The sequence below is a fragment of the Weissella viridescens genome (assembly GCF_001437355.1).
In the GTDB taxonomy this organism is placed as follows: Bacteria; Bacillota; Bacilli; order Lactobacillales; family Lactobacillaceae; genus Weissella; species Weissella viridescens.
Genome location: NZ_JQBM01000003.1, coordinates 23,068 through 38,715, shown reverse-complemented (window position 1 = coordinate 38,715; position 15,648 = coordinate 23,068). Strand labels below are relative to the sequence as shown.

Below are 15,648 nucleotides of genomic sequence, written 5' to 3'. Positions count from 1 at the left end.
ATTAGAATAGCATAAATTGCTAAATTACATAACAAAAAAACACATGATACCAGAGGTATCATGTGTTTTTATTGTTAGAAATTAGTCAACTGTTACGATTGTGAACAAGTTAGTTGTTCCTGAAGTTGTAACAGGGATACCAGCAGTAACGATGATCTTGTCACCCTTAACAGCCAATCCTTGTTCAACAGCTTGCTTCTTAGCAAGTTCAATCATTTCGTCAGTTGTGTTTACTGGATCAACAACGATTGGTTGTACACCCCAGTAAATTGTCAATGAACGTTGAACCATCTCATCAAATGTCAAAGCCAAGATATCAGCATCTGGACGATACTTTGAAATCATCTTTGCTGTGTAACCTGAGTTAGTAGCAGCAACGATAGCCTTAACATCTGGCAAGTTGTTAGCAGCGTTCGCAACTGAAGCAGCAACAGATTCAGTAACATCATCTGTTACATAATCATCCTTGTGACGACCGTTTTGACGCAAAGCAGTTTCAGCCTTTTCGTCAATACGTGCCATTGTTGCAACTGCTTCAACTGGGTATGCACCGTTAGCTGATTCACCAGAAAGCATTGTTGCATCAGTTCCGTCAAACACAGCGTTGGCAACGTCAGAAGCTTCGGCACGTGTAGGACGTGGGTTTTCTTGCATTGAATCAAGCATGTCAGTAGCTGTAATAACAGGCTTTCCGGCAGCGTTCATCATGCGGATCAAATCCTTTTGAACCAAAGGCACATTTTCAGGTGGAATCTCGACACCCATGTCTCCACGAGCAATCATCAATCCATCAGAAACCTTCAAGATTTCTGGGAAGTTGTCGATACCTTCTTGTGATTCAATCTTAGGGAAGATCATAACATCTTCACGGTTCGCTTCCTTAAGCAAGACGCGAATATCTTCAACGTCTTCAGGCTTACGAACGAATGAAGCAGCAATGAATTGGATTCCGTTTGCCAAACCAAAACGGATATCATCGGCATCCTTTTCAGTAATACCTGGCAAGTTGATTGAAACACCAGGTGCGTTAACACCCTTACGTGATCCCAACAAACCATGGTTTTCAACAACAGTTACCAATTCGCGGCTGGCTTCATCCTTATCAGTGATAAGCATGTCAATTTTTCCATCGTCAAACAAAACGTGTCCACCAACATGAACATCATCGAACAAACCAGGGTAAGTAACAGCAATCTTTTCCTTAGTTCCTTCTAGTGAATCATCCATAGAAATACGAACGACATCACCGATGTTAAATTCGATTTTACCTGGCTTTTGAACAGTAGTACGGATTTCCGCACCCTTTGTGTCCAATAGCAAACCAGCAATCTTACCTGTCTTAGCTTCGGCTTCGTGCACAGCGTTCATGCGTCCCAAATGTTCTTCATGATCTCCGTGAGAGAAGTTGAAACGTGTAACATTGGCACCAGCTTCTAACAAGTTTGTAATTGTTTCGACATCGGTACTGGCAGGTCCAAGTGTAGAAACGATCTTGGTCTTTTTCATTATTGAAAAATCTCCTTTGTTTTTTGATAGCAATACTTTTGTATCCAATAATTATTGTACACTACTCTCTTGTGTTTTAACACACAAATTCAGGTTAAATTTTCGTTGTAAACACTTCCATTAAAAAAGATATTTTGATTAGTTTACCCAAGGTCAACGTAAACCGTTTTTCTAACAAAAAAACACACAGCTGCCACCAGCTGTGTGTTTAAAAGTTTTTATTTCATTGGACGTGCATCAGTCTTTAAATCGACGTCCTGTAATGAACGCATTTTTGTATGGTGCTTTAATTTGTAGTAGAAAAATAGGCCTAAGAAAATTGGAATTGCCAGATAAGTTGTAATAATAGCCTGCCAATTCCAGTGTGAAATTGGTCCTTGGAAGGATGCCAAATCTTGTCCGGCTACCACAATAATAGACATAATCAGTGCCAAAATGGGTCCTACCGGGAACCACTTTGCATGATAGCGTAACTCTGAAACAGTATGGCCTTGCGCAATAAAGGCACGACGGAAACGATAAGCACAGATAGCAATACCAATCCATGTAATAAATCCAGTTAGCCCAGAAGCCGCCACTAGATACAAGTAAACATTCTTACCAAATAAACTTGTGGCCAATGTTAACGCACTAACGATAATTGTGACAGCTAAGGCACGGGTTGGAATGCCTGACTTGGGGTTAATCTTCTTAAAGAAAGCCGGTGCCATGCCTTCTTCAGCCATTGAGTATAGCATACGTGATGACGTATATAGTCCTGAATTAGCTGATGAAATGACCGAAGTTAGAATGACTGCATTCATTACAGCTGCCGCACTGGCCAACCCGGCTCGTTCAAATACTAACGTAAATGGTGACACTGCAATATTATCTTCACTCGCACTCAATAATGATGGATCCTTGTAATAAATGATGGCACCAATTACGAAAATTGCCCCAATGTAGAATAGCAAAATTCGCCAGAATACTTGCTTAATCGCTGTTGGTACTGATGTCTCTGGTGTTTCAGATTCACCAGCTGTAATGCCGATAAATTCGGTTCCTTGGAATGAGAATCCAGCCACCATCAGAACAGCTAAAATCCCGTTGAATCCATTGACGAATCCGTGATTACCAACTGATAGATTACGGGCAACATCTGGCTTGTACGTCATAATCCCAAGAATCATGGCAAACCCGACAATCAAGAAGGCAATGACCGCTACCACCTTAATCATAGCCATCCAAAACTCAGTTTCACCATAAGTTTTAGTTGATAGTAAATTAATCAATAAAATCAATGCTAAGGTCGCAAATGACCAGGTCCAGCCTGGCGTGTGCGGGAACCAATAGCCCATCACAACACCAACCGTTGCTGCTTCAACCGCCACCGTAATCGCCCAATTTAACCAGAAATTCCATCCCATTGCAAAACCAAATGCTGGATCGACGAAACGATCAGCATAAGTTGAGAATGACCCAGAAACAGGCATGTACGTTGCCATCTCTCCTAAACTCGTCATCAAAAAGTAGACCATCAAGCCCATGACCGCGTATGCGGCTAGAGCTCCCATTGGTCCTGCTTGTGCAACAGTGGCACCGGAAGTCACAAACAATCCAGTTCCAATTGTTCCACCAAGCGCAATCATTGAAAGGTGACGGGTTTTTAGCGTTCGCTTGAGCCCTGCCGACTCATTTGCATCATTTGACATAAAATCCTCCTAATTTTTTGAGGCCCCAAATATTTGGCAAAAGAAAAGCCTAGTCTACGACTATCATCGTAAACTAGGCGTCTGTATTTTTGCCAAGTATTTGATAGCTCCCCGTAATCATTGATTACGACAGTCCAGTTACTCTTAATACCTGGACCAACACCCCGATTTGCCAATCGGTGCATTTCGGCAATCGCCCCTTTTACTAACCGCATAATCTGCCGATTTGGTTAGTGACTCTTGTTGATTGCAACCTCTATTTTCTTTTTATGCTGTAAACAGTTTAAGTTAATTTTGTGTTTCCGTCAAGCGTTAACGCGCATGATACCCATAAACAATCGCAATACATAAAATAAAAAGCACTAGCGTTGTAATGGCAACATATAGATGATCATGGATTTTAGCGAAAGCAAAAATAGAAACGACCACTCGTAAAACAGGTGTGAAAATTAACAATAGTAATCCAAACATCATCCATGCGAGTGGTTGCCAGCTGATGAGTCCCTGCCAGATTAGGCTCAATCGTGTTGGGAATGGCTGGTTAGCAGCTTGTGGATTCAAACATAATAGAACAAAACCAACTAACATCGCGACTAGCGCTAGCGCAACACCAATTCGCATAATCTTTCCAATCACAACTTCCATATGTGCTAAATTTTTTTCATCTTGCGTTTGTTGCATTTCTTTTGTCATGATTTAAAATACCGCCATTCCTTTAAAAATTAACTGGAGGGCCATAATCAAGACCACCGGAATAAAAATCTTTCGGATTAAACGTGCTGGCAAATACTGCATAACATGTGACCCAATTGTTGATCCTACCAAAATTCCCAAGGCCATCGGAACTGCAATAACAGGATTAATCATCCCGTTAAAGAAATAGACCGTAGCAGAAGCAGCTGCCGTTACTCCCATCATCAAGTTTGAAGTGGCCGATGAGGCTTTCAACGGCATTTTCATAACACCGTCCATTGCCATCACTTTAAACGCCCCTGAACCGATGCCCAATAAACCTGATGCAATCCCAGCACCAAACATAACTGCTGCTCCCCCTGGCACACGTTCCAAACCGTACTGGATGGTCTTACCTTCTTGTTTATCGTAGTACTCACCATTCAATTCAAGCTTTTCGGCGAGCGCATCAGACTGTGTTAAAACAGTTTCCGTTTTACTCCCCCGCAGTTTTTGCCACATATTCCAGGCTTGAAAAATCAATAAAGCCCCGAATAAAAAGTACAACACTGTTGCGTGGAAAAATCCTGATAAGATGGCGCCTAATAGTGCCCCCAATGTCGTGAAAATTTCCAAAAACATCGCCACCCGTAGGTTTAAGACATCATCTTTTAAAAAGGCGACCGCAGAACCAGAACTTGTGGCAATTACCGCAATAATACTTGCACCAACGGCATATTTAATATCCAAGCTCATAAAAATCGTTAAAACCGGTGTGACAATAATACCGCCACCTAAGCCCAGAATTGATCCTAAAGCTCCTGCCACGACACCTGTCACCAACATAATTAATGTTTGTGTTACCATTTGTTCCCCCTACTCTTTTTTACAAAATATTGCACAAATGATTATACGCTTCTTGTAATTTAGTATACACTAGAATTAATCAAAAAATTTAAGGAATGGATGTATGTTAATACGAAACTATCATGCGCAACGGTGGCTTTTGGCCTTAAGTAGCCTGAGCTTTATCGGACTAGTATGGGCTGTTTTCAGCCATGTCGCCTTACTTTCAGTGTTGGACAACTTAACTGCCCAACTTCAACTCACAATGTTACCGAACTGGCTCCACTATTTTCTGAGTTTTATTTTTTTCTTCAGTCATAGTTGGGGAAGTTGCCTCGTCATTTTCTTGCTGGCCTTTTTCCTATGGGGCTTTAAATTTAAGATTCCCGCCTTTTGGTTGATGACAACGAGCATAATTAGTGGGATACTACTGCATATCGTTGATTTTATTTTACCGATTACTAATTTTAATCACGCCATGCAATTTCCGGCCTTCGGCATTTTCTGGGCAACCTTAATTTACACGTTTGTTGCCAGCTTTGTCGGACCAGAGATTCAATCAATTTGGCGTCGGAGCACGCTCCATCTTGTCATGCTAATGATGTGGTGCCTTGTTTTCTTAGCAAACCTATTTCAACCCGACGTCCAATTTAGCGGCGTCATCGCCGGCTGGTTATTTGCAATCATCGTACTAGAACTCTTTGAACACTTTTATGTTCAATATGCCCCTACCCTTGCCAAAATGAATGGATTTTATGGATCATGGTATTAAATACAATTGGATTAAAGGCCTGGCAATCAGACCAATTTGCAGCATACAAACAACTCATGCAACAACCTAAAGCGCAAGCTGGTCTCCAAATGGATGTTTCTGAATCATCCCTACAGAGTAGCTTTGCGGAAGCACTGAAACAACCTTATTTCTTCCAAATTTTGTTAGATGATCAGCTGATTGGTTCAATCACAGTGTATCGAGCCTTGGACCAAGGAACTGACGATTTAACACATTATAGCCTTGCTTATTCACTCGATGAAGCATACGAGCATCACGGTTATATGCACCAAGCTTTAGAAGTTTTGTTCCGCCACATGAATGGCCCAGCAATCGTGCAAGCCGAGATGTTTGCCGATAATCTTGCTTCAGTTCATGTTGTCGAAGGACTATCTTTCACCAAACTAACTGAATTCACGAATTTCTTTGGTCAAACGCTTTGTATTTTTGAAAAGAAAATCGATTAAAAAACGCACATCTATGATGTGCGTTTTTTTAATTGGCTGTACCAAAGTATTTTTGACCTAACTTGGACTCAGTCCCATCCTGCTGTAACTCCGTCAATTGACGATTCACGCGCTCACGCAGTACTTTGTCTTCTTTTCTAAAGCCAACACCGTACTCGTCCTTGGGAAAGGCTGTTTGAACCATTCGCAAAGGCGTTTTCAGCTGTTCATGCGTCATATAATAATTTGCATAATCCCGATCAATTAATACTGCATCCACCCGACCAACTTGCAAATCATTAATAGCTTTGTCATAGGTGTCATACTGCGATACTTTTCGATTCAAATATTTTTTTAAATATTGTGGCTGTGCATTTAAACTATCAAAGCCCGAAGAACCTGATTGAACTGCTAAATTTTTATTTTTCATATCTGAAGCTTGCCGAATTGGCGCTGATTGTTTCGTCAACAGCACTAACCGATCAGAATGATATGGATTTGAAAAAGCCACCTTCTGCTTACGTTCAGCATTAATTGTGTAACCGTTCCAAATCACGTCAATATGTCCAGTCGCCAATTCCGTTTGATTCATTGACCAATCTATCGTTTGAAATTTGGGTTTTAAACCCATGCGTTCAAACGTGGCACGGGCTAACTCAACATCGTAGCCAACTAGGTGCCCTTTTTTATCTCTAAATCCCATTGGAACATAAGTGTCATCAATCCCAATGACCACTGTTTTGCGTTGTTGCAATGCATGCCAAGAATCTTGACGATGACTCATGCGATAGCTAAGTCCACCAATAATCAGGGCTAAAATGATCAGAGCAAGACCGTTACCAATTAACAATTTGAGTTTTTTATTATGCATCTTGCGTACCTCTAACGTTCTACATCAGTTGCAAAATCAAAATGACGTCCCTGAACAGCTTCAGCAAAAGGCAAGTCGTGTGTAACAATCAATTGTGTAACACCACGTTGTTGTAGGTCTTTCGTCACATCAGTCACACGTTGCGTTGAGGCAGCATCAAGTCCAGAGGTTGGTTCATCATAAGCCAATAGTCCTGGCTGCATGGCCAAAGCTCGTGCAATCGCAACACGTTGTTTTTGTCCCCCCGAGAGTTGGAACGGATATTGGTCGCGTTGCGCTTGCAAATCCATGTCATTCAAAAGACGTTCTGTTTCTTGAGTGACTGCCTGAGCCGATTTTTTTGCGACCAATTTGGGTGCAAGCTCAATATTTTCAGCAACTGAGTATTGTGGAAATAGGTTAAAATCCTGAAAAATCACACCAACATCAGCACCACTACGCGTGCCATCAATTGCTAAAGGTTTACCATCCAAAGTGATACTGCCTGAATCAGCTGGCGTTAACCCTGCTAATATGCGTAAAAAAGTCGTTTTACCAATTCCTGAAGGTCCAATAATCGTTAGGATTTCACCATCAGCAACGGTTAAATTTAAGTTTTTAAAGACAACCCGATCATCATAACGCTTTGATAAGTTTTTAATTTCTAACATAATGTCTCCTAACGATAATAGTTCATCCGCTTTTCGATATAACGCATGCCATAAGTTAATAGCACCGTCAAGCATAAATATAAGGCACCAACTAACAGATACGGTACTAGGCTGACATCCCGTGCAGCAGCGATGTTTCCAGCCCGCATGAGATCACCTAACCCAATGACATAAACAAGTGATGAATCTTTCACTAAATTAATCACTTCATTACCTACAGAAGGCATCACCACCTTGACGACTTGTGGGAGAACAATGTACCGCAATGTTTTCCCTTTTGAAAAGCCTAGCACGCGGGCACCATCATATTGTCCTTGTGCAATTGATTGGAATCCGCCTCTGAAAATTTCGGCGAAATAAGCAGCGTAATTTAAAATGAATGTGAAAACAGCTGCTTCAAATCTAGGTAACGTCACAATATTAGCCAAACTCAATCCATAATAGACAAAGACAATCTGGAGCAGTAGCGGTGTTCCACGCATGATTGTGATGTACATGTTTGTCACCGAACGTAGGACAACTAGCTTGGATTGCATGGCTAAAGCAATCACCACCCCTAGAGGGATGGCACCAATTAAGGTCAGTCCAAAGACACCTAGGGTCATTTTTAAACCATCTAATAAACTGGGTAAAATATCTAAAATGTAGTGCATTGCACGCCTCCTCTATTGGTACAAAAAAAGCCCTCGAGTAAACTATTGTTTACTCGAGGGCGACTTAATCGCGGTTCCACCTCTAATTCTACTAAACATTACTGTTTAATACTCATGTACCCATTTTCCTGGCACAGTCGATAACGGTGACAACCGAATATTGCTATTCATAATCGCAAGTGTGGTTCACCGCAAGTTAACACCACTTCACAATTTCAGCGTGGCTCTCTGTTGATAACTAGTTGGTTACTCGTTTGCTCATTTGTTTATATATATTGTTTGTGAAACTAACTCTAACGGAAATTTAACTTTTTGTCAACTATTGTCGACGGGAACGTGTGCGTGTCCGAATAGGTACCCCAGAATTCAAATCCCGTTGATCCGTATTGTAACTTGAAATATCTGGTTGTTTCGTCACATGATAAAGATAACTCAATGGTGCATACAAAACAATATAGAAAATCAAATTCACAATAAGCGTTGGGAATAAGTGGAAGACAATAAAGTTAAAGACATCCATGTTTGCCAAATTGATAATCCCAAAAGCGAAATAATCAAAGATCAGATAGGCACACATTGACAAGAACCAAGTCACCATTGACCAGCCCATTGTATCAGGTAGATAGTGTTGGATTTTCTTTGCTAACCAGATTGTAATTGGAAATCCAATGGTTGCAATCCCAATGACCCCCACATAAAAAATGTCGGATAACACCCCCGCGACAATTGCCGTTGCATATAACCAACGATTACCAATCTGCTTTACTGTTCCCGAAAGAATCGGCATTAAAATTGCGAGTATTGTAATGTAAGGACTTGCTGACATTGGTAATTTAAACAAGACCCCTGCAAATTGTTGTGCAATTCCTCCGTCCAGAAAAACTGCCAACATGACGATGACCACATGTAACCATGTCGTCCGAATATATTTCAACATATTAACTTCTCCATTGCCAAGCGGCTTCTATCTACATAGGATAGCGCCCTTCGCGCAGCACGTCAAATATAAATAAAAAAGTTACAGAATAAATTCTGTAACTTAATCATTTATTACTTTTGCTTACCAAGTTCAATGTCCTTGGCAACAGTTGCATCAACACCAGCAACAACATCAGAGATGAAGCCTTCATCGATCAATTCTAGCAAACCAGCAACCGTAGTTCCACCTGGTGAGCTAACCTTATCAACCATTGTCCAAGCTGAATCATCAGTCCCTTGAAGGGTCTTGGCACTACCCAAAACAGCTTGTGTGGCGATTTCATCAGCCATAGCCTTTGTCAAACCATGCTTAACACCGGCGCGGGCAATACTGTCAATGAACAAGAAAACATACGCAGGCATGCTTCCAGAGATTGCAGTAAAGGCTGAGAAGTAATGTTCGTCAAGTACCCATGACTTACCAATTGTACCGAACATATCCTTAACGAATTCAACTTGTTCTTCAGTTGCATTTTCGTTTCCAGCAACCGCTGAGGCACCTTCACCAACCATCACGTTCATGTTAGGCATAACACGAATGATTGATTGTTCCATGTTTGCCAAACCAACTGTCTTCAAGATTGATTCAGTTGATGTTCCGGCAGCAATAGAAATCAAAACCTTATCATTCTTTGCCAAGCTATCACGAATTTCCTTCACGACAGCTGGAATAATGTGTGGCTTAACACCCAACAAAATATAATCAACTGCTTCAACTAATTCAGTGGCAGTATCTGTGGCGTTTGCCCCAAAACCTTCTGCGCGTGACTTAGCAAAATCAACATTACGGTCATATAGGTGGACATCACTTGCATCAACGAACTTTGAATCAATAATTCCCTTGATGATGGCACCTGACATGTTACCAGTTCCGATAAAACCAATCTTCATTTGAACTTCCTCCGAATATTACTTAGGTATAATTATCTTATTAATCTTCCATCTAACATTATAGAAAATATGTATGAATAAAGACACTGAATAAAGTGTCTTTTTATGTTACATTAGTGGTAATCTCTTTTAAGTAAGGACAATACTCGTGCCAAATTATTACCCCTCAGACAAGCAAATCCAAAACCTATTTGCCTTTTTAAATGATTCCAAAAACTATCTCACAACTAGTCGTGAAATCACCCATTTCATTACGCAATTTGGCCAATCATCTGATTTAATTACTGCCTGCTTTTATGCCCACCAAGAAAGTTATCTGGATTTTCGAGCAGAATTCCCCCGTATCTTATATGTGTTATCAGGCCAAGTTACCGCCTGGATTGATTCCGACAAACAATGTGAATTAGAAGCCGGCCATTTGATTTTTGCCAACGCCGATACACATATCGAATATGAAAGCCACGCTACCGATACGAAAATCGTATCAATTTATATTAAACGTGAATTCATCAATGAAAAAGCGCATTATTTTGCACAATCAAATGGTCAAATGGAGAATTATGTGTTTGCAAACTTTGGTTTGTTAAATAGTCAGAATGATCCGTTGATTTTGCAAATCCCGACTGATAGTGATGCGAATTTTTCAATACTATTCCTATCTAAATTTATCTTAGCCCGACAACGGGCAATGATTTTCCCGATTTTCTTGTGGATGTTAACCAACTTGGATAACTATTTACCGCAGATGTCGAACGGCCAATCAAGCCAGCATATCTTGCAATTAATCGACCGTGAACTGACTAGTATCTCGCTGGAGAGCCTAGCCCAAGAACTTGGCTATAGCCCTAGCTACACTTCCAAAATGATTCGCAAAAATTTTCATATGACCTTCCAAGAAATTGTTATGGACAAGAAAATTGAACGTGCTAAATGGCTCCTTACCCATTCTAGTGAAAGCATTAATCTTGTTTCGGAGAATGTCGGTTTTGCCGATAAGTCGTACTTCTACAAGTTATTCAAACAAAAGGTAGGCATGACGCCTAAGCAATATCGACAGGCGACGCCGCTCGCCTAAAGTAAGTTCTGATGCATCTGCATCACCTAATAAAAAAGCTAATTCATGTTGGTGCACTTAGCACCAGCTGAATTAGCTTTTTTGTTTAATTAGCTTGTAATGGCTTCTTGCTTGGCAAGTTCAACATAATGATTGAGACACAGACAAGAATCAATCCGATCAACAATGATGTTGTAAAACTTTCACCGAAGGCAACAGATAGCAAACTACCTGAGATTGGCATGATAAACTTGAAGACTGAAATTTCGCTAAGCTTACCCCAAGTTGCGGCCCAGTTCCAAAGGGTGAACGGAATTGCAGCAAACGCAGCCAATAAGATCAACAACAAGATTCCTTCTGTTGTCCAGTGAACACTTGTTAGGCTTCCACCCATCAATGTACCAACAACAAACAAGAAGATGGCACCAACAACCAAACTCCATCCAGTCATCACGAACACGTTCAATGAAGAACCAAGGTACTTCGCCAAGATTGTTCCAAGGGCGGCCATCAATCCATACATCAACATGAATCCTTCACCGGTGATTGAGAAATGGAACATGTCACCAATTGAAGTCCCACCAGTTAATTGTGAGATGATCAATCCGGCAAACCCAATTACCAATCCAAGTGTCTTCATTGGTGTGAGCCTATCATCTGAGTAGATGAAGTTGGCTAACAAAGCCGTAAAGAAGATAGTTGATTGTGCCAAAATTGTTGAGTTAATTGTTGATGAAATGTTTACATTTCCGATGTTAAAGAAAAAGTATGCAAATCCAGTTGAAACCAGACCCATAATAACAACATTTCGGAATTGAATCTTTGACATCTTAACAATGTTCTGACGCATAATCATTGCTACAGCTAGTGTTAACAATCCTGCAAGTAAGAAACGCACACTCACGATTGTAAGCACTTGGGCGATATAGCGATCTCCCAAAGCCTCACGTGAAACGTCCATGCTAGCATACATTAACTTCAATAACTTAAATGGGGTTCCCCAGATAATATTAGCAACCACAGCGGCCAAAATAATCATTGATTTACTTGGTGCTTTAGTCTCAAGTGTCGTACTCATAATAAGAGCTCCTTAAAAATATATATTGTGAATTTTTTTACTAATAGTACCACGGAGGGGGCGAATTGGAAGTGTCTTTTCGCATTTTTTTAGTGGTTTTTGTTGTCTTAAACTCTATCGTGACAAGGTTCAGTGGAATTGATATATATGTAGAACGCCCATTTATCTTTGTGTATTGTTGAACAAATTGAATTTTGCTGTGTTTTTTTTAATGTTTTAAAAAAAAGTCATTTTGACACTTTGCGTAAAAACTTGCTAATTTATAACTTATGGAGGTAAAGTTATGCAACATTTAAATTACGATCAGCAAGAAAATTGGGACTTTATTACGGGAACACATCAGTCTCCAATTGCCCTTAATCATCAAAAAGCGATTGCCGATGACAATCTTTCAACGATTGCCTTAGACTACGACCCCACTGTCACATATGTTCGTGATACTGGCGCAAGTATTGAATTTGGACTTACTGGTCACGCTACGTTAAACCACCGTAAATTCACTGTTCAACAGGCGCATCTTCACACACCTAGCGAACACGTGATTGACGGGGTTCAAGCGACCGCAGAATTACACTTTGTGCACTTAGCAGCAGATGGTCAAATGGCCGTTGTCGCAGTGCCTGTAATGTTGGGAAATACAAATGCTGCCTTTCATACCATTTTTGACAATATTGGCACTCAGAGGGCCCTTCCAATTGCCTTGAGTGACTTACTACCTGAAGAACGCACTTATTTACATTATTTGGGTTCATTGACCACACCACCACTAACTGAGAATGTTGAATGGTATGTGCTTGATCACGCCATTCAAATCGGACAAGCTGAGCTTGATAAATTTCATCAATATTATCGTGGTAATAATCGCAAACTCCAACCAGATAATGATCGTCCAATTGAATATTTTAATTAAAAAAAGCGTACCCAAGGGTACGCTTTTTTTTAACTTTCAGGAATAGCCACACTAACAACTGGGATATTATTGTAATCCACAGCTGGGTCAATATAAATCGTGCGAGTAAGTCCATAATCAGACTCAACAACCTTATTTACTTTTCCAACATAAAGACCAGATGGTGTAATACCACCTAGACCACTTGTCGTAACCGGATCGCCAGGCTTAACCTCTGTCTTGGAAGTAATCTTGCTCATTACAATTTGATTTTTTGTTTGATCAAACTTTGCAACAATACCATCAACCGTCTGGTTGTTCTTATTTGTTACTCGAATGGCAAAGCGATCCGCAGTCTGACTATTATCAGACAGTAGTTCCACTTTGGCACTTGTCGTATCCACTTCTGAAATACGACCAATCATACCACCAGCGCCCATTACTGACATACTTTTCTTCAAACCAGCATTAGATCCACGATTAATGATTAATTGAGACTGCCAATTACTTGGTGAACGAGCAATCACGGCCGCATTCACTATGCTATAGTCAGTTAAAGTTTTATCAATTTTAAGCTGTTTCTTTAAAGCTTTGTTTTCATGTTGTTCATTTTGTAACTGAACCTGTGTTGCTGCAAGTTGATTAACCTTTTTGTTTAAACGTTCATTTTCTTCATAGACATCAAACATTTGTGTCATCGCATTGTATGTGTTTCCAACGGCCTTCACCGGTGAAGTCACTACTTCTGAGACCCATGTCGATACATCCGAAGCAATGCGCATTGGCAAGGCTGGCTTTTCTTGGGAAGTACGCGTACGCGAACTAAAAGTAATCACACCCACAGTCACCATAACAACCACAACTAAAACCACTAGGCGTCGTGACGTTAGTAATTTCTTCATTGCGCAGGATCCTTTCTTAACTACCTCAACTAAAGTGACTCGATAATAAAGAACGCCTCACCGAAATTGGCGCGGCGTCAATTACTATTAGCGTTTAGTTGTTTTTCAAAACATCAATGGACTTAAGTGCTTCACCTGTTCCAAGTGCAACAGCATCCAATGGTTCTGGGGCAACAAAGACAGGCACCTTAGTTGCTTCAGCAATGACAGAATCCATGTGCTTTAGCAGCGCACCACCACCAGTTAGAACAATTCCATGATCGATAACATCGGCAGCAATTTCTGGTGATGTTTCTTCCAAAGTTTCCTTAATGGCAACAATGACTTCATTAATCACATCGTTAATTGCAATCGCGATATCCTTAGCTGGGATTTCAATTGTCTTAGGTAGACCAGTGACCAAATCACGACCACGAGCCGTTCCCACTCCCATTTCTTCTGCCTTTTCAATGTCAGCAGAACCAATTTCAATCTTCAAACGTTCAGCAGTTTGCTCACCAATCAAAACGGAATAGTTTTGACGGATATAGTTCATAATCGCTTCATCCATTGTATCTCCGGCCATTCGAATTGAACGAGAAGAAACAATGTCACCAAGTGAGATTGTTGCAATATCAGAAGTACCACCACCAAGGTCAGCGACCATTGATCCAGTTGGATCATAGACAGGTAATTCTGCCCCAACAGCTGCGGCGAATGGTTCTTCGAGTACATATGCATCACGTGCTCCAGCAACACGAGCAGCATCAATAACTGCACGACGTTCTACGGCAGTAACACCTGATGGCACACCAATTGTGACATATGGCTTGGCGCTATTTCCACGTGAGTTACCTAGTGCTTTACCAAGATAATACTTAAGCATGGCAACAGTTGTTTCGTAATCCGCAATAACACCGTCACGCATTGGACGGATTGCTTTAATTGTTACGGGGGTACGCCCCAACATTTCTTTTGCTTCTTGACCAACTGCTACAATTTCGTTTGTCTTTGTATTGCGAGCAACAACTGATGGCTCACGTAATACAATTCCTTTACCTTCGATATAAACTAAGGTATTTGCCGTACCTAAGTCAATTCCTACATTATGAGTTCCAAATGAAAACACGGCTTTTATCCCTTTTCTGTTAGATTTAAATTTTATAGCTAGTTAAAGCATCCCTTTAACTACTTTCAGTATGTTTAATTTTATCACAATTCGGTCATGTTCGTCCAGATATCCAAGAGTCTTTGTAAGTTAATTTCCTTCCAATTTGGATAATTACGATAACTCCGATAACCGTGTCGACTAATAATGAAAAAATCAAAAAAATGTATTTTTATAATCGCGCTACACAAAATAAATTGCTGTAAAACCTGATAATCTGATGATGATGCCGTCAGGTTACCACTCGGATGATTATGTACCATCATAAACCCATATGCGTTAATCGCAATCAAGTGACGATATACATCACGCGGATGAATGGCTACCTGATTGAGCGTCCCCATCGCAACCAAGGATTCATTTAAAATATTGAGTTGCGTATCTACTGCAATAATCCAACACCCTTCCTGTGGTTGCGTCCCATACTTATCAACCAAGTAGCATCCCAGCTGTTCAATTGACTTCACCTTTTCCATACTCACCCTCCTTGACTCGTTCCTAAAAGAGACGTCATTTAGCAAAATTTAGATTAATGTTATTTAAATGAAACCATCAAGCAGTTATACTTGAATAAAATAACTGCTTAAATAGAAAAGGAGCCT

17 protein-coding genes and 1 riboswitch are annotated in these 15,648 nt (G+C 40.5%); of the genes, 4 read left to right on the top strand and 13 right to left on the bottom strand.

The genetic code is table 11. From position 1 onward, the window contains the following. Window positions 1-81: 81 nt before the first annotated feature. The 4 genes from pyk to IV50_RS05140 all read right to left on the bottom strand — a co-directional run bounded on the left by pyk (window position 82) and on the right by IV50_RS05140 (window position 4,736). Window positions 82-1,506, bottom strand: coding sequence for a pyruvate kinase (pyk, locus tag IV50_RS05155; RefSeq protein WP_057746070.1), 1,425 nt, complete (start codon window positions 1,504-1,506; stop codon window positions 82-84). A 218-nt stretch (window positions 1,507-1,724) separates the two neighbouring features. After that, window positions 1,725-3,197, bottom strand: coding sequence for an amino acid permease (locus IV50_RS05150; protein WP_057746067.1), 1,473 nt, complete (start codon window positions 3,195-3,197; stop codon window positions 1,725-1,727). Window positions 3,198-3,293: 96 nt separating this feature from the next. Continuing rightward, a riboswitch (Lysine riboswitch) is annotated at window positions 3,294-3,464 on the bottom strand. Between the two features lie 45 nt (window positions 3,465-3,509). Next, a complete protein-coding gene (locus IV50_RS05145) occupies window positions 3,510-3,890 on the bottom strand; it encodes a DUF1634 domain-containing protein (protein WP_069201675.1) in 381 nt (126 codons plus the stop codon). A 3-nt stretch (window positions 3,891-3,893) separates the two neighbouring features. Then, on the bottom strand, window positions 3,894-4,736 hold the full coding sequence (locus tag IV50_RS05140; protein WP_057746064.1) for a sulfite exporter TauE/SafE family protein: 843 nt from the start codon (window positions 4,734-4,736) through the stop codon (window positions 3,894-3,896). 103 nt (window positions 4,737-4,839) lie between these two features. Here IV50_RS05140 and IV50_RS05135 point away from each other — a divergent pair, with 103 nt between their 5' ends. Both IV50_RS05135 and IV50_RS05130 read left to right on the top strand, forming a co-directional pair. Next, window positions 4,840-5,487, top strand: coding sequence for a hypothetical protein (locus IV50_RS05135; RefSeq protein WP_057746061.1), 648 nt, complete (start codon window positions 4,840-4,842; stop codon window positions 5,485-5,487). Further along, complete coding sequence (locus IV50_RS05130) at window positions 5,478-5,954, top strand: GNAT family N-acetyltransferase (RefSeq protein WP_057746058.1); 477 nt, start codon at window positions 5,478-5,480, stop codon at window positions 5,952-5,954. Before IV50_RS05135 ends, IV50_RS05130 begins: the two co-directional genes overlap by 10 nt. Window positions 5,955-5,982: 28 nt before the next feature. Here IV50_RS05130 and IV50_RS05125 read toward each other — a convergent pair whose 3' ends face one another. The 5 genes from IV50_RS05125 to proC form a co-directional block, all read right to left on the bottom strand. Continuing rightward, a complete protein-coding gene (locus IV50_RS05125) occupies window positions 5,983-6,804 on the bottom strand; it encodes an amino acid ABC transporter substrate-binding protein (protein ID WP_057746055.1) in 822 nt (273 codons plus the stop codon). A gap of 11 nt (window positions 6,805-6,815) precedes the next feature. After that, complete coding sequence (locus IV50_RS05120) at window positions 6,816-7,454, bottom strand: amino acid ABC transporter ATP-binding protein (RefSeq protein ID WP_057746052.1); 639 nt, start codon at window positions 7,452-7,454, stop codon at window positions 6,816-6,818. A gap of 8 nt (window positions 7,455-7,462) precedes the next feature. Further along, window positions 7,463-8,107, bottom strand: a complete 645-nt coding sequence (locus IV50_RS05115) for an amino acid ABC transporter permease (protein WP_057746049.1) — start codon at window positions 8,105-8,107, stop codon at window positions 7,463-7,465. A 319-nt stretch (window positions 8,108-8,426) separates the two neighbouring features. Then, window positions 8,427-9,044 (bottom strand): rod shape-determining protein MreD, encoded by a 618-nt coding sequence (gene mreD, locus IV50_RS05110; protein WP_057746046.1) that lies wholly within the window; start codon window positions 9,042-9,044, stop codon window positions 8,427-8,429. A gap of 113 nt (window positions 9,045-9,157) precedes the next feature. Continuing rightward, window positions 9,158-9,976, bottom strand: coding sequence for a pyrroline-5-carboxylate reductase (gene proC, locus IV50_RS05105; protein WP_057746043.1), 819 nt, complete (start codon window positions 9,974-9,976; stop codon window positions 9,158-9,160). Window positions 9,977-10,124: 148 nt separating this feature from the next. On the opposite strand from proC, the gene IV50_RS05100 reads away from it, so the two are divergent. After that, window positions 10,125-11,051, top strand: a complete 927-nt coding sequence (locus tag IV50_RS05100; RefSeq protein WP_057746040.1) for an AraC family transcriptional regulator — start codon at window positions 10,125-10,127, stop codon at window positions 11,049-11,051. Window positions 11,052-11,136: 85 nt separating this feature from the next. Here the strand turns inward: IV50_RS05100 and IV50_RS05095 are convergent, their stop codons facing one another. Next, entirely contained in the window at window positions 11,137-12,108 is a 972-nt protein-coding gene (locus tag IV50_RS05095) for a DMT family transporter (RefSeq protein ID WP_057746037.1), read from the bottom strand. A 283-nt stretch (window positions 12,109-12,391) separates the two neighbouring features. Here IV50_RS05095 and IV50_RS05090 point away from each other — a divergent pair, with 283 nt between their 5' ends. Next, window positions 12,392-13,018: a carbonic anhydrase family protein gene (locus IV50_RS05090; protein WP_057746035.1), complete on the top strand. Its 627-nt coding sequence runs from the start codon at window positions 12,392-12,394 to the stop codon at window positions 13,016-13,018. A 29-nt stretch (window positions 13,019-13,047) separates the two neighbouring features. Here IV50_RS05090 and mreC read toward each other — a convergent pair whose 3' ends face one another. The 3 genes from mreC to IV50_RS05075 all read right to left on the bottom strand — a co-directional run bounded on the left by mreC (window position 13,048) and on the right by IV50_RS05075 (window position 15,522). After that, window positions 13,048-13,899, bottom strand: a complete 852-nt coding sequence (mreC, locus tag IV50_RS05085; protein WP_057746032.1) for a rod shape-determining protein MreC — start codon at window positions 13,897-13,899, stop codon at window positions 13,048-13,050. Window positions 13,900-13,993: 94 nt separating this feature from the next. Beyond that, window positions 13,994-15,007, bottom strand: a complete 1,014-nt coding sequence (locus tag IV50_RS05080) for a rod shape-determining protein (protein ID WP_057746028.1) — start codon at window positions 15,005-15,007, stop codon at window positions 13,994-13,996. Window positions 15,008-15,090: 83 nt separating this feature from the next. Next, window positions 15,091-15,522 (bottom strand): JAB domain-containing protein, encoded by a 432-nt coding sequence (locus IV50_RS05075; protein ID WP_057746025.1) that lies wholly within the window; start codon window positions 15,520-15,522, stop codon window positions 15,091-15,093. Window positions 15,523-15,648: the final 126 nt, after the last annotated feature.